Consider the following 15,540-nt stretch of genomic DNA (forward strand, 5'->3'; position numbering starts at 1 on the left):
TGTTGGCGCTAGCCGGAAACTTTTTCGGCGAGTGCCGAATAGCGATGTGTCGGTTTGGCGATAGCGCTGTCGATGACCGTTTGCGACGCACAAAGCGTGAATCTCGACCGCGCGCGAGTAATGGCGGTGTACAACAACTCCCGCGACACTACGGCGTTCGCTTCGCGCGGCAGCATCAGCGCGACATGGTCGAACTCCGAGCCCTGCGATTTGTGCACCGTCATGGCATAGGCAGTTTCGTGGCTGGCCAGTCGGGACGGTTGCAGAAAGCGGATGCGCTCTACACCGTCGGTGCCCGTGGATATACGGAAAGCGACGCGCAACTGCGTCAGGCCGCCTTCGACGGGAACGGACAAGGCAATGCCGATATCGCCGTTCATCAGGCCCAGGCTGTAATCGTTGCGAGTGATCATCACCGGGCGCCCTTCGTACCAGCCGTGCTCGCTGGCAATCAGCCCGGTTTCATGCAGTAGCGAGACTACCTGCGCGTTCAGTCCGGCAACGCCGTAGTCGCCATGACGTATCGCGCACAACAGCTGAAACCGTCCGAATGAGGCAAGCACCTGGCGCGCCCATGCATCGATAGCTTGTTCGCTTGCCTGCGGTTCGGGACGCTGCGCGGTGAGTCGGTCCAGATAATATCGGTAGCCCGTGGACGCATCGAGCACCAGGACGGCCAAAGAGCGGCTGTCGATGGCGCTCTGTAGCCAGTGCATGTCGTTCGACGAAGACAGAAGCTGATGGGCGGTGTCGGCGCGACCGGCATTGACCGCTTGCGCCAGCCGCCCGATGCCGCTGGTCGCGCCGAAGCGATGGCTCTGGCGCAACATCGCAACGTGCTGATCGAGTGGTCGCGGATCGTCGCCGACCCATGGGGTAACGTCATCGCCGCTGATGTCGTGCAACCATTGCGCGGTGTCTGTGCTGTAGTGGCCGGCTTCAGCACGCTTGCACAGATCGCCCAGTACGGCGCCGGCTTCCACCGACGACAGCTGGTCCTTATCGCCGAGCAGAATCAGCCGTGCCTGCGGTGGCAGCGCGGTAAGCACGGCGGACATCAATTCCAGGTCGATCATCGAGGCTTCGTCGATGACCAGAACATCGAGGTGCAGCCGATCGTTCGCCTGGTGATGGAAACGGCGGCTGTCGGGGCGCGCGCCGAGCAGTCGATGCAGCGTGACGACATCGTTAGGGATGGCCGCGCGCACAGCGTCGCTGACGTCCAGGGCCGCTACTTGTGATGCGATGGATGCATTCAGGCGTGCCGAGGCCTTGCCGGTGGGGGCGGCCAGACGGATGCGTAGCGGGCGGTGGTGTTCGGCCAGTTGCAAGGTCTGAAGCAATCCAAGCAGACGGACGACAGCGGTGGTTTTGCCGGTACCGGGGCCGCCGGTGATGATGGTGAAGGCACTGCGGGCAGCGAGGGCGCAGGCGACACGCGGCCATTGAACGGCACCGCTGCCGTCATCTGGAAACAACCGCAACAACTCCTGCTTGAGTCCCGGTGGCGGTGTAACGGGCGAGAGCAGGCGTTGCTGTATCGCGGACGCAACCAGGCGTTCGTGGTCCCAGTAGCGACGGAGGTAAAGCCGGCCGTTATCCAGTACCAACGGTGTCGCCGAGATTCGTTCGTCGCTCGCCACCACGGTCGAGGCGTTCAGTTGTTGCATGAGTGCGGGCGTATCCAGCAACGGCTCGCGCCAGCTCGCCGGCAAGTCCAGTCGGTCGATCAAGGCGCCCAGCGCGTCGAGCTCAAGGCAGAGATGGCCTTCACCGGACTGTTGGCTGACCAGGGCGCCGAGCATCGGTGGCACGACATTGCCGGTACCGTCTTGTTCGGCCAGAAAGCGTGCAAAGGCCGCGTCCAGCGGTCGCAGGCGACCTTGGTCCGTGGCCTGTTCGATGTGCCGTAGCAGTGCTTCAAGCGGCATCGGCGCGACCTTCGTTGTCGAATAGACGATCCAGTGCATCGACCAGCGCGTAGGGCAAGCATTCGTTATGGATGCCATGCCCCTTGCCGTCGACGCCGCGCAGATACAGGTACATCACGCCGCCCATATGGCGTTGGTATTGATATCCCGGTAGGCGTGCGCGCAACTGGCGATGCAGGGCCAGCGTGTATAACGCGTACTGCAGGTCATAGCGCTCGTTCAATACGGATTGCCGCATGGCATCGTGCGTATACGCATGGGCATCGGTGCCTAGCTGATTGGATTTGTAATCGACGATGTAGTAACGCCCCTGATGCTCGAAGACCAGGTCGATAAAGCCCTTCAGCATGCCGTTGATGGTTTCGCGTGCCAGCGGTTGGCGCGGTGTGCCGCTCAGCGTGTGCTTGACGACAAGCTGATCGAGTCGTTGCGTGTCTACCCGGTCCGCTTCGATCCAGAACTCGAGTTCGGCGTAGTACTGGCCGAGGTTCAGGCTGGCCAGCGAAAGGGCATCGCCAGTGGGAAGCTCCAGCGATGTATCGAGGAACTGAATCAGCCATTCCGAAAGCATGTCTGCATGGCGTTGCCATCCGTGACGCTGCGCCCGTTGTACGGTCCAGGCGACCAGCTCATCGCGCGATGCCTTGGTATGGGCGAAGCCTTTTTCCGCGGCCCACTCGAACAGTTCATGCAGAAACGTACCTGCCATGGCACCACGGTGAAAGGCATGGATGCCGGTCGGCTCACCGTGAGCTGCGATAGCCGGCAAAGTCGTCTCGCTCAATGCCTCGGTAAGTACGTCCTGCGCCGCCGTTTCCGGGGCATGTTGCGCTGGCGCCGATTCCGCGTACTTGAGGCCGCTGTAGCTGGCGATGCGCCAGGGTTCGATGGACGATCCGGTGTAGCGAAGCGCATGCCGATTCGATGCGGCCTGGGCATGGAGGGCGCGATAGATATGCGTGTCGGCTTCTTCGGCCAGCACGGTAACGGCGATGTCCGCGACACCGTGTTTGAGATTATCAAGCCGCTTGGGAAGATCGGCCGGTTCGATCGGTTCGCCACCGGATAGCAGGTAGCCCAGCGCCGAACGATGCAGCATCGGTGCTTTTGCGTTGCCGATGCGATAGCAGGCAATACCAAGCCAGCAGGCATGACGTGCACGTGTCAAGGCAACGTAGAGCAATCGCAGGTCTTCCTGCCATTGCTCGCGTGCCGAAGCGGCACGCGCCAGATCGCCGGCTGCCAGGTCTGCTACAGGCGTGCCGTCCTGGGTATGCCATACGACAACATCGCCGTCGTTGCGGGTACGCGTCGCCGCCGCGAACGGCAGCATGACAAAGGGGTATTCCAGACCCTTGGACTTGTGAATGGTGATCACCTTGATCAACGCGTCTTCGCTTTCCAGGCGGACGATCTGTTCTTCGCTGGCGTCCACCTGTGCATCGTGTGCTTCGGTAATACGTGCAGCGAAATAACGGATCAGGGCGCGTTCGCCGTCGAGCGCGGCGGCCGCATGCTGCAGCAGTTCGGCCACGTGCAGGATATTGGTGAGGCTGCGTTCGCCGTCGGGCAACGCGAGCAAGCGGGCAGGGAGATCGAACAAGTGCAACAGATCGTGCACCATCGCCAGGACGCCATGGCGAAGCCAGGTGTCATGGAGTCGACGGAAACAGTCACCGCTGCTCTCCCAATAACGCTCGTCCGTATTCAATCGCTCGAGTTCGTCGTAGCGCTGACACATCGATGGCGTAGCCATGGCGCCGCGCATGGCGCGATCGGAGCCCGGATCGGCGCAGGCTTGCAGCCAGCGCCACATGTCCTCGGCCTGGGGCGAGGCGAAAACCGAATCGCGATCGGAAAGAAACACGCTTTTAAGGCCGCGCCGCCGCAACGCGTCGCGAATCAGTGTGGCTTCGGTACGACCGCGTACGAGAATGGCGATATCGCCCTCGCGCAGCGCGGTCAGCTCTCCTTGTGGGTCGACAAAGCCGCAGCGCCGATGTTGTGCGGCGTCGAGCAGCGCGACCAGCGTCGCTGCGGCGTGCTCAGCCATGGTATGGCGATACGATTGAATTCCGACGGCTTGCTCGCCGCCCTGTAATGCAAAGGTCAATGAGGCTACCGGCTGGCCTTCGTACGTCAGCGTTTCGCTTCGACCGTGCGCGTCCACGGGATGGAAGGGAAGCGCCTGGCCAAACCCGAAGGCGCCGCTCTCGTGCGTGTCGCCCAGTTCGAACAGCCGATTGACGGCACGGACCATGCCGTGGGTCGAGCGGTAGTTGGTGGAAAGCGTCCAGGTCGGTGACAACGCGGCATCGCGCGCGCGCAGGTAGGTGTGAATATCCGCGCCACGGAAACTGTAGATGGCCTGCTTGGGGTCACCGATCAGCAACAGCGCCTGTTGCGGTCGTGTCGCATAGATCCGCTCGAAGATACGCCATTGCAGCGGATCGGTGTCCTGAAATTCGTCGATCAGGGCTACCGGGAAATCCTTGGCCAGGGTGTGTGCCAGCCGGTCGCCGCTAAGGCCATGCAGCGCGCCATCCAGCCGACGCAGCATATCGTCAAATCCGATCTGCGCTCGTTGTTGCTTGATCGCATCGATACGTCGATGAATCCACGGCACGGCATGCGCAAATATCACGGGCTTGAGCGGCGAAGCACTGGCCTGGGCTGTCTGCCAAGTCTCGATAGCATCGAAGGCGCTGAATGTCGGCGGCCTCGTCCCCTTTTTGGTCGCGCTGATCAGACGAGCCTGGGTGTAGCGGAGCAAGACTTTTTCGTCGAGAGGGCCACCTTCAGCCCACCGACGTAGTAGCAGTAGTTCGTTTGCTACTGCGTCGGCATTCATCATTCTGATATTGAAGCCGCCACGTTGGAGAATGTCTGTGAGCGTTGATTCGATCGCGTCAGCCTGTTCGTGCCATAGGCGCTGCGCAAGCTTGAGCGCGGCAGTTTCTGGGGCGAGAGCCATTTCGATTTGCTGCCCAAGATCGGCAAGCGTCGGCAGCGCGGCACCGTCTAGGCGAAGATAACCGACGGGTTGACTCAATAGAGGGCGTAGCTTGCGATGCAGATCGCGAGGTGTTTTCCAGTAGGCCCGGATCCGGGCGGCACCGTAACGGTCCAGCGGGAAAAAGTGCGCACGCCAATAATCGCGGATCGCTTCGGCCTGGAGCAGGCTTTCGTCGGCCTGGGTGTCTTGTGCGAACGGATGACCGCTGTCGAACGCGTGCTGTTGCAGCATGCGCTGGCACCAGCCATGGATGGTATGGATAGCCGCTTCGTCCATCCATTGCCCGGCATATTCCAGGCGTCGCGCCGCACCGGCGCGTGCTTCATCGTCCGGATAGGCCGCGATCAGCTCGGCAAGAAATGCGTCGTCCGCCGCCGTGGTCGAGCGGAACGCCAGTGCGGCGTCGGCGAGACGCGCGCGGATGCGTTCGCGCAGTTCCGCGGTCGCCGCCTTGGTGAAGGTCAGGACCAGAATCTGCGATGGCAGGAGCGGTTCGCGCGTGGGTTCGCCATGACCCAGCACCAGGCGCAGATAAAGCGCGGCAATGGTCCAGGTCTTGCCGGTGCCGGCACTGGCTTCGATCAGCCGGATGCCGTGTAGCGGCATGGTCAGCGGTTGCAGCGTCAGCGTGCTCATGCTGCCGCCTCGTCGACCAGGGTTTCGATTAGCGGTCGGTAGAGCGGCAGGGTGGCTTCGAAACCGCCGCGATGGAGCGCGGCAAAGCTTGGCCAGGCGCGACTCAGATAGGCGTCGCGTTGCAGCTCCGCTGCCATACCGAAGTCGCTACCTTCATAACAAAGCCTTGCCGCTTCGTACGTAGGCTTGTCGCCGCGTTCCGCCTGCAGCCACGCGAAGGCCGTACGTGCCGACGCGGCGAGCGGTTGCGTCAAAGCCTGTTCAAGGGCGGCGATCAGCTGAGCCAGCCAGGCCAGCGCCTGCGTCGTATCGATGATTTCCAGGCGGAGCTGCGCATCGGCAGCGACGATATGCGTGCGCATCGACAAACCTTGCGCATTGGCCAGCAAGTGGATGATCCAGGGCGCGATCAGCTTGTCGTAACGCAGCGTCTTGCCGTCGCGCAGCCCGCCCTGTACCAGGGTGATGCGAAGGCGTTGGTTGTCGTCGCCGCTGCGTAGATCGTTCAGCCAATCTTCGATCGTCCAGCCTCCGATCGCGAGCTGAAGTTCGATGGGCGCGAGCCGATGGGGATAAAGCTCGTCCATAAATTGCCATAGCGCAGCCAGGTCGCCCACGCTCTCGTCCAGTTCGGCTTGCGCCAGACTGCCGAACCCACCAGGTGGCAACGCGCCTTGCGCACGCAGGCGTTCGGTGGCTGCCATGATCGCTTCGCGCGGAGCGGCAGTGCCGAGCGCAGCCACGAGCAGTTCCTGTTCGGCCTGGTAGCGATCCAGTCCGCCGAGCGCAAAGGGCTCGTCATCGACGACTTCGGTATCGCTATCGTCGAAATACACTTTAAGACGCTGGTTGAAAAAATAGCGAACCGGGCGCGCAAGGAAGTTCTGCAGCTGCGCGATGCTCAGTGCCGCCGTGGGCAAGACATCCGGCAGCGTATCGAAGGTATCGGTCACGGCAACATCGCGGCGCGCGTGCTCCCATTCGCTGGCATACGTCGCCAGCATGGCGGGGTCGTTGGCGTCGAAATACCGTCGACTGAACGCCTGCAGCGGATGAACGGTGGTCAGCGCGGAAAGCAGTGGCATGTCGTTCGAGGTGTGCCAGCCCGCGGCGAGGTAGTCGCGCAGCTGGCCGACCAGCACGGAGGGTGGCATAACACTGTTGTCCCGCTCGCTCAGACCCACCCAGCTTACGTGCAGGGTATCGCGTGCCGAGAGCAGCGCTTCGAGGAACAGATAGCGATCGTCTTCGCGACGCGAACGGTCGCCGGGGCGACTCAATGAGGGCAGCGCCATCAGATCGAAATCCGCCGGCGTCTGTCGTCGCGGATAATCGCCGTCGTTCATGCCAAGCAGGCAGATCACGCGAAAGGGAATCGCGCGCATCGGCATCAAGGTGCCGAAGCTGATTGCCCCACCCATGAAGCGTTGCGTCAGCCGGCTTTCGTCGATCGCGGCCAGCCAATGCTCGCGTACGATCTGTAGTGGTACGGGTAGATTGAACTGCGCTTGGGCACAGGCTTGCTGCCAGGTACTCAAGGCATCGTCCAGGCGGCCGAGCAGATCGCTATCGTCGCTGTCCTTGCCGGTGTCGAAAAATTCGATCAAGAGTGCGCGTAGACGTTCGACCCAGGCCTCGGGCGTTGCCGGTTCGCGCAATGCGCGCCAGTAGGCCGCCAGTGCTTCCAGCAATCTTTGCAAGGGTCCGACGGTGGCTGCGTCCAAGCCACCCACTTCGCCATACGGCGCGATGCCGTTCCACACCTCGCCATCGCCCACGGCATAACCGAGCAGCATGCGGCGCAAACCGGTCACCCAGCTGTTCTGTTCGATCTGCGGGAGATCCAGGCTGCCGATCTGGGTGGCGTCCAGCCCCCAGCGAACACCCGCACCTTCGATCCAGCGGCGCAGCATGGGCAACGCGGCCTCATCGATATCGAAGCGGCGCTGCAACGCTGGTACATCGAGCAGATCGAGTACTTCGCTCACCGCAAAGCGCGAATCGGGCAAGGCGAGCAGATGTTCCAGTGCGACCAGTAAAGGCACTGCGCCGCGGCTGCGCTGGTCGGCGACCGAATAGGGCAGGTGGCGCGGGTCGTCCCATGGAATGCGTCCGAATACCGCCTGGATATGCGGTGCATAGGTCTGGATATCCGGCACCATGACCATCACGTCGCGCGGCGCCAACGGCTTGCCGGCTTTTGCCGCCTGTTCGAAAAGAGCCAACAACCGGTCATGCAGCACTTCAACTTCGCGTTGGCGGTTATGCGCGATGTGAAAGCCTAACGATGTGTCGTTTTGCTGCCAAAGCTTGCGCCGGTCGGGCGATGGCGGCAGCGGTTGCAGATCGAGAATCGCCTGCTGTATCTGCGCAAGCAGCCGCGGACGTTCGGGGTCGGCAACGTCGGCAAACAGATCGATCCCGCGACTCCAGGCGACGAACTGGTCGCGATAGCGTTCGGGCTGGTCGAAGGCGTCGAGCAGGCGAATAAAGTCTCGCCCCTGCTTGCCCCAGGCGGCGAGCAAAGGATTGGCATGCAGATGCAGGTCTTCGAAGCGCGGCTCGGCGGGCTGGCCGGGTTTGACCGCATGGCGACGACGGTCGGCCCGAAGCAGCTCGCGCTCTTCGATGATGTCGGCCCAGTAGTGGCGGCACGGGTTGGCGACGACCAGGAATATCTGAACGAAACGCGCCAGCGCGGTCAGTGCTTCGAGTGTCTGCTGCGGCAGCGACGACATGCCGAAGACAACGATACGCCGCGGTAATGTGGCCGGCCGCGTTGTGGTGGTTTGCAGGCGTTCGACAAAAGCCTGATGCACAGCCGCGCGATGGCTGTGCCGATCCTCCGAGGCAACATCGTCGATAAGCATGCGCCAAAGGTGCGCCTGCCAGCGTTGTGCATCTGGGAGCGGCAGGCTCCGGCCGCGCAGGTCGTCGCGCAGGATCAAGCGCCCGGCTTCCCAATCGCCCAGCCAGTCGGCCCGATAGACCTGATACTGGTCGAACAGGTCGGCGATGCGTTCGGCCAGCTGAAAGCGTTTGTTCCAGTCGTCTCCGCTGAGAAAGTCCGACAGCGGCTTGAAGTCCGGTTGATGGAGCAGGTCCGGTAACAGTCGCAGCAAGCGCCAGGTCAGGCGCGACTTGTCGAATGGCGAGGTGGCGGGTACGGCCGCGTCGCCAAGGACTGCACGGTAGGCCGTCCACAGAAACCGCCCCGGCAGTTGCATGTCCACGGCGGCGCTGATTCCCAGGCCACCCTCGGCTGGGGAGCGCGCCAGGGCCAGCTTCAGCCACTGCGCGATGCCGTTGCTTTGCACCAGCATCAGCTCGTTTTCCAGCGGCCGCAGCGGGGTGCGTGCCAGCCAGGCGGTCAGCAGGTCGCGCAGGTCTTCCAGGCGATTGCCATGGATGACCATCAGGCCGGGTTCGATCGGGACGCCCAGGGGCAGCTCGAGGGTGGTACTCACGGGTGCGGCAGGCTCGCAGTCGCTTCCAGGCCCTCATTGTGGCTGGATGGGGCGTCAATGTCCCGCAAGACGGTTATCTGTTTGTCACAAACCCTGCCTAGGCTAGATGCCTTACCGAGCGCTTTGCCTCCCGGTCGCGGAGCCGACCGCCCGGTGCGTACCTCCTTTTGAGATCGGGCGGGCTGGGGAATGGCGGTGCCACGCGGTGTGCTTGTCTGGATCGGGTGCACGATGCTGGCCAGCACGCCTTGTGTTGCGGAAATCTTTCAGGCGGGCTTTTCCCAGGATGTTTCCGATGCAGCGACGGCTGACGAGCACACGAATTTCGACATCCCGGCGCAGGCGCTCATGACGGCCTTGCGTGCCTATAGCGAGCAGACGGGCGTGGCGGTGTTGTTCGACGACAACCTGGTCCGCAACCGTCGTTCACCCGGCGTGACTGGCTCTTACAGCGCGCCCGACGCTTTGCAGCGTCTGCTGGATGGCAGCGGGCTGGCCGCACACTACGCCTCGCCCAAAGCCTTCACCTTGATGCCTGACCAAACCCCCGCGGCGGCGGCGAACGACCCGAATGATGGTGTCGACGCAGCAGCCTCGGAACATTTCGCCGGTCGCTTGCAGACCAGTCTTGTGCGCAGCCTTTGCAGCTCGGAGCGGACGCACCCTGGGCGTTATCGGTTGGCCATGCAATTGTGGCTGGACGCCTCCGGTGCGGTGACGCGCACGCAGCTGCTCAGTTCCACCGGCAATGCCGCGCGCGATACCCAGATCGAAACACTCGCCGCCGGCCTTGTCGTCAGCGAGATGCCGGCCGATATGCCACAGCCGATCACCATTCTCTTGCTGCCGCGTCCAGCCGAGCATCCGTTCGACTGCAGTCCTTATCAGCGTGTCGGGTGAGGCGATGAATTCCACCTCGGTCACCATGCTTGGTCTTTTCATGCAGCGGCAGCAGGATCTGCGCCGTCGCCTCAAGCGCCGGCTGGGTTCGGACGATCTGGTCGACGACGTATTGCAGGAAACCTATCTGCGCGTCGAACGCATGGACGAAGCTGGTGGTCAGGCGCGCAATCCCGATAGTTACCTGTTTCGCATGGCGCTCAACGTGGCGGCGGATCAGCGGCAAACGGACAGTCGTTTCCTGACTGGCAGCGAGGTCGAGGAGCTGCTGCATCTGGCCGATGACGCGCTCGACCCGGCGCGGGTCGTGCACGCGCGGCTGGAGGTGGAGGTGCTCGAACAGGCCCTGAGCGAGCTCACCGCACGCCAGCGGGACATTCTGCTGGCGGCCCGTGTCGAAGAGGCGCCGCACCTGGAAATCGCCGCGCGCTACGGCATCTCGGTACGCATGGTGGGCAAGGAACTGCGCAAAGCCTTGGAATTTTGTGGCGAGCGTCTCGATCGGAAGGTGTTTCAGCGGTTCGGTCCCGGGGCAGGAAACGAGTCTTAAGAGCATGGCAGTCGAACTTTCCTCCCGCCCGGCACCCGAATCGCGCAGCGAAGCGCAGGCCTGGCTATTGCATTTGACCTCCGGTCAGGCCACTCCGGCCGACGCCGAGGCATTCCGTCTGTGGCTTTCCAGTAGCGAAGAGCACGAGCGCGCTTTCGTCGAGGCACGGTTGCTCTGGGATGGGTTGGGCGCTGCTGCCAAATCGATGCGCCAGAGCGAAGCGCACGGTACGCGGCGCCGGCCGATACGCGTGGCGCATGGCGGGCCACGCATGAATCGTCGAGCATTCCTCGGCGGCCTGCTGACCGCATCGGCTGCGGCCGTGTGCTTTCTCAGCCTGAATCCTCCGGGGCATCTGTGGCCGGCGCTGGGCGAGCTGACCGCCGATTACCGCACGGCCACGGGCGAGCAGCGCGAAGTCGCTGTCGCGCCTGGTGTGACTGTGCAGATGAATACGCAGACCACGATCAATATGCGCAAGACCGCCAGCGGTCATGTGGCGATGGAGCTGGTATCGGGCGAGGCACAGATTCTTACTGACCCGCAGCTCATCCATCCTTTTACTGTGTTTGCCGGAGCGGGCAGCGTGCGTGTTGCCGCGGCCAGTCAGTGCAATGTGCGTTGCACCGGCCCGCAGGTGCAGGTGATCTGCCTGGGCGGCGAAACCTCGCTGGAATGCGGTGACGACCATGTCGCGCTGCAGGTGGCGCACGAAGTGAATTACAGCGCCGGTGGCGTGGGCGAAGCCGTTGCGGTCGATCCCCAGAACGCGGTGGCATGGCGTCAACGCGTGCTTGTCTTCGACAACCAGCCGCTTGCCGAGGTGGTCGATGAGATCAACCGTTATCGTCCGGGCAAGATCGTGCTGATGGATAAACAGCTGGCTGCGCGCAAGGTGCATGCCCGCTTCATGCTCAACCAGCTGACCGATGTGGCGGCGCTGATTCATGACGCCTACGGGGCGCATGTGACGTCACTGCCTGGTGGGATTGTCTTGCTGAGCTGAAGAGCTCCCCCTGACCTCAAACCTCTCCCCGGCAACGCCAGGGGAAAGGGAGCTGATTGAGGCAACCTCAGTGCTTCGCACTTGGGCTCCTCCAAAGAAACGTGCCGCGACTGCAACGCCCGCATCGCCCGGGGAGGTCAGGATGCGGACGCCGTTGCAGTCGCGACAGGCGCGAACATTGTCTTTTTCTTATGACGCTTTGATGTCACGCCCGCGCGTTTGGCCACCCATCAGGCCAACTCAGTGAATTTTTCGTGACATGTGTTCAGTCGTGCCGACAGACAGCCGTCTTCCCAGGCAAAGGCATTGAACATAGCGACAAGGATGTCCACTCATTGATAGGCCCGCCGCGATAGCGACGGGCAGGGGGACGAGCGGATGGTTTATCAGGCGGACTCGGATGGTGCCTATGGCGGCCTGTCCACGATCGGCACGTCGTGGCTTGGCGGCATCGACGGTGCGACATCTGTCTGTCGCCATTCGGTTATCGATGGCGCGCTAGCGTGGCCTGCCGGCCGGCATGGAATGGTGCTGGCGCAACAGCGGGTGATCGGATGAGCATAAGGAATAAAGCGGGAGCAGCCTTGCTGCGCCGTTCGCTTGGGATGGCACTGGCCATGTCGGTGATGCCGGCTGTGTACGCCCAGCAGGCCCCCCAGGCGCCGGCACAGGCGCCGTCGAAGTTCGACGTCAACGAGTACCTAGTACGCGGCAACACGGTGCTCGATAGCGTCGATATCGAATCGATCGTCGAGCCTTTCCTCGGCCCCGACCGGAGCATGGACGACGTGCACGGTGCGCGCGACGCGCTGCAGAAGGCCTATCAGGACAAGGGCTATCAATCGATCGTGGTCGACGTGCCGCCGCAGCAGGTGAAGGGTGGTGTAGTCCTGCTGCAAGTGACCGAGAACCGCATCGGTCATGTGCGCGTCGAAGGCGCGAAATACCATTCGCCGCAGGAGATTCGCGACGCCGTGCCGGCGCTGGCCGAGGGCACGGTGCCGAACTTCGGCAACGCGCAGAACGAACTGACGCAGGTCAATCGCCAGGCGGGTCAACAGGTCGTGCCCCTGCTCAAGCCCGGTGCCTTGCCGCAGACAATGGACGTGACCCTCAAGGTCAACGATACCTATCCGTTGCATGCGAGCCTGGAGGTAAACAACGACCATAGCCAGGACACGCCGGAGCTGCGCACGATCGCCACGGTCGGTTACGACAACCTGTGGCAGGCCGGTCATTCGGTATCGCTCACGTATATCGTCGCGCCGCAGGATCGCAATGCCGCCGAGGTCTACGCGCTTTCGTACCTTGCGCCGCTCAATCAGGACTGGAGCCTGCTCGCTTCGGGCTACAAGTCCAATAGCAATGCGAACATCGTCGGTGGCACCACCGTGCTTGGTCGCGGCCATGCATACAGCCTGATGGCGACGCGCCAATTGCCGACGCTGGGGCAGTACACGCAGAGCGTCTCCTTCGGTGTCAGTCGCAAGCATTTCGATCAGAACACGACATTAGGCGCCGACACCCTCGAATCGCCGGTGACCTATCTGCCGTTCTCGTTGACCTACAACGGCCAACACGTAACGGACAAGTCGACGATGGGCTTCAGCGTTGCCGGCAACTTCGGCGCACGCGGCGTCGGCAGTACTCGCGGCGAGTTCGACAACCAGCGTTTCAAGTCGCATTCGGACTTTGCGTACCTGCGCGCCAGTTTCAACTACACCCATCAATTTGCCGGCGATTACGCGATCGCGTTCCGCGCCGATGCGCAGGGCTCCGATTCGCCGCTGGTGTCCAGCGAACAGTTCGCGGCGGGTGGCGCGGGCAGCGTGCGTGGTTATCTCTCGGCCGAGAACACGGCGGACAACGGCGCGATCGGTTCGGTCGAATTGCGCAGCCCCTCGGTCGCGTCCTGGCTGGGCGCGCCGGTCGACGAGTGGCGCTTTCATGTCTTCCTCGACGGCTCGCGTCTGCTGTTGATCAGCCCGCTGCCGGAACAGAAAAGTCGCTTCACCTTGCTCAGCACCGGCGTAGGCACGCGTTTCGCCTTGTTCGGCAGCCTCAAGGGCGAAGTCGAATACGCCTTCCCACTCAAGGATGGCGTACGCACCAAAGCACATGACGGCCAATGGCTGTTCAACGTCAAGGCCGGTCTGTGAGGCACCGGGCGATGGCATATCACTTCATTTCGGATAGAGGTTCAAAGGTCATGCGATTCCTGATCCTGGTCTGTGCGCTATGCCTAGCATGGCTGCCGCGCATCACGCTCGCCGCCGATGCGGGCTGGTGGAACGATGACTGGTCGTTCCGAAAAGAAATCACCCTGGACACCAGTGCCAAGGGCGCGAATCTGTCGCAAGGGGCAGGGCGCGTGCCGCTGTTGATCCGCTTGCATTCGGGTAACTTCCAGTTCGACGGCGTGGCGCAGAACGGCAACGACCTGCGCTTTATCGGGTCGGACGGAAAGACGCCGCTGAACTACCAGATCGAAAGCTTCGATCCGGTCCTTGGCGTGGCGCAGATCTGGCTGGACGTGACCGACCTGCCGGCCAGTGCGCAACAGACCGTGTGGATGTACTACGGCAACAGCAAGGCGCCGGCGCAAAGCAATGGCGCGGCAACCTTCGACCCGGATTACGCGCTGGTCTACCACTTCGACGACAACGCCGGTGCGCCGCCGCACGACGCCACTGCGTACAACAACAATGCGCAAGCCGGCATGTTGCGCATGGTCGATGGCGGCGTGATCGGCAAGGCGGCCAGCTTCGACGGCAAGACGGCCGTGACCCTGCCGGCCAGTGCTTCGCTGGCCACTACGGCCGGCGGCGCGTTTACCTTCAGCAGCTGGATCAAGCTCGATGCGCTGCCGACCGCGCCGACCCTGCTGTATGCACATCGCCAGGATGGCAAGGCCTTGCTGATCGGCTTGAACGGCGCGGTGCCGTTCGTGGAAGTCGATGGCGACCAGCCGCAGCGCAGCCAGCCGGGCGAACCGCTCAAGGCCGGCCAGTGGACGCATATCGCCGTGGTCGCCGGGTCCGGCCAGGTCACCCTGTATGTCGACGGCAAGTCGTATGCACAGGTTGCCGCGGCACTGCCTGCGCTGACCAGTGCGGCAACGATCGGTGGTGAGGCGGCCGGTGTCGACGCGGCACAAGCGCTGGCGAACTTCACCGGCGAAATGGACGAGTTGCGCCTCTCGCGCAGTGCGCGTCCGGTGACGCTGATCCAGGCCGACGTGCTGGCACAGGGCGCAGAGTCGAAGCTGATCGCCTATGGCGAAGACGAGAAGAAATCCGGTTTCGGCTTTGGCTACTTCGGCATCATCGTCAAATCCGTCACCGTCGACGCCTGGGTGGTCATCGGTATCCTGATGATCATGGCGGTGCTGTCGTGGGTGGTGATGTGGACGCGTGGCCGCTATGTCAGCGAAGTCACCCGTGCGAATGACCGCTTTCTCGATCGCTTCCGCGCGCAGGGCACCAACCTGCTTGGCATGGCCAGTGCGGAAGGGCAGCCGGCGTTGCTGCGCGAACTGGGCAAGTCATCGTTGTTCCGGCTTTACGAAGTCGGCGCCAAGGAAGTCTGGCGTCGCCGCGACAGTCATGGTCGCCTGGTTATCGCCTCCGAGTCGATCGAAGCGATCCGCGCGGTCATGGACTCGACGCTGGTGCGTGAGAACCAGCGCCTGGCCCGCTCGATGGTGTTGCTGACGATCGCCATTTCCGGCGGCCCGTTCCTGGGTCTGCTCGGTACCGTGGTCGGCGTGATGATCACCTTCGCCGCGATCGCCGCGGCAGGCGACGTCAACGTCAACGCGATCGCGCCGGGTATCTCCGCGGCGTTGCTGGCGACGGTCGCCGGTCTGTTCGTCGCGATTCCCGCGCTGTTTGGCTACAACTACCTGCTGACCCGCAACAAGGCAGTGACGGCGAACATGCAGGTGTTCGTCGATGAATTCGTAACGCGCCTGGCCGAGCTGCATCGCGACATCGACCAGAAAGAACCCGAACGTGCCGTGGTCGGTTAAGGGA

At 62.9% G+C, this 15,540-nt stretch carries 9 protein-coding genes; 6 read left to right on the top strand and 3 right to left on the bottom strand.

Going from position 1 to position 15,540, the window contains the following annotated elements:
- Positions 1–8 precede the first annotated feature (8 nt).
- Genes recD through recC form a run of 3 tightly spaced genes read right to left on the bottom strand, consistent with a single transcriptional unit; the run spans position 9 to position 9,050 of the window.
- Positions 9–1,931, bottom strand: coding sequence for an exodeoxyribonuclease V subunit alpha (recD, locus tag ACZ6WW_RS04045; protein WP_465273078.1), 1,923 nt, complete (start codon positions 1,929–1,931; stop codon positions 9–11).
- Positions 1,921–5,583 (bottom strand): exodeoxyribonuclease V subunit beta, encoded by a 3,663-nt coding sequence (recB, locus tag ACZ6WW_RS04050; RefSeq protein WP_465273079.1) that lies wholly within the window; start codon positions 5,581–5,583, stop codon positions 1,921–1,923. Before recB ends, recD begins: the two co-directional genes overlap by 11 nt.
- Positions 5,580–9,050: an exodeoxyribonuclease V subunit gamma gene (gene recC / locus ACZ6WW_RS04055; protein WP_465273080.1), complete on the bottom strand. Its 3,471-nt coding sequence runs from the start codon at positions 9,048–9,050 to the stop codon at positions 5,580–5,582. Before recC ends, recB begins: the two co-directional genes overlap by 4 nt.
- A 189-nt stretch (positions 9,051–9,239) precedes the next feature.
- On the opposite strand from recC, the gene ACZ6WW_RS04060 reads away from it, so the two are divergent.
- From ACZ6WW_RS04060 to ACZ6WW_RS04085, 6 genes are all read left to right on the top strand, one after another.
- Positions 9,240–9,950 (top strand): STN domain-containing protein, encoded by a 711-nt coding sequence (locus ACZ6WW_RS04060; protein WP_465273081.1) that lies wholly within the window; start codon positions 9,240–9,242, stop codon positions 9,948–9,950.
- A 4-nt stretch (positions 9,951–9,954) separates the two neighbouring features.
- Positions 9,955–10,500 carry an RNA polymerase sigma factor gene (locus tag ACZ6WW_RS04065; protein WP_281848152.1) on the top strand — a complete coding sequence of 182 codons (546 nt, stop codon included), beginning with the start codon at positions 9,955–9,957 and terminating at the stop codon, positions 10,498–10,500.
- 4 nt (positions 10,501–10,504) lie between these two features.
- The gene (locus ACZ6WW_RS04070; RefSeq protein WP_465273082.1) at positions 10,505–11,506 is read left to right on the top strand and encodes a FecR family protein; all 1,002 of its coding nucleotides are present in this window, start codon (positions 10,505–10,507) and stop codon (positions 11,504–11,506) included.
- 378 nt (positions 11,507–11,884) lie between these two features.
- On the top strand, positions 11,885–12,064 hold the full coding sequence (locus ACZ6WW_RS04075) for a hypothetical protein (RefSeq protein ID WP_281848154.1): 180 nt from the start codon (positions 11,885–11,887) through the stop codon (positions 12,062–12,064).
- Complete coding sequence (locus ACZ6WW_RS04080; protein WP_465273083.1) at positions 12,061–13,665, top strand: ShlB/FhaC/HecB family hemolysin secretion/activation protein; 1,605 nt, start codon at positions 12,061–12,063, stop codon at positions 13,663–13,665. The genes ACZ6WW_RS04075 and ACZ6WW_RS04080 overlap by 4 nt, the downstream gene beginning before the upstream one ends.
- 50 nt (positions 13,666–13,715) lie before the next feature.
- Entirely contained in the window at positions 13,716–15,536 is a 1,821-nt protein-coding gene (locus ACZ6WW_RS04085; protein ID WP_465273084.1) for a DUF2341 domain-containing protein, read from the top strand.
- Positions 15,537–15,540 lie beyond the last annotated feature (4 nt).

Source organism: Dyella sp. NPDC103356, from assembly GCF_055584465.1.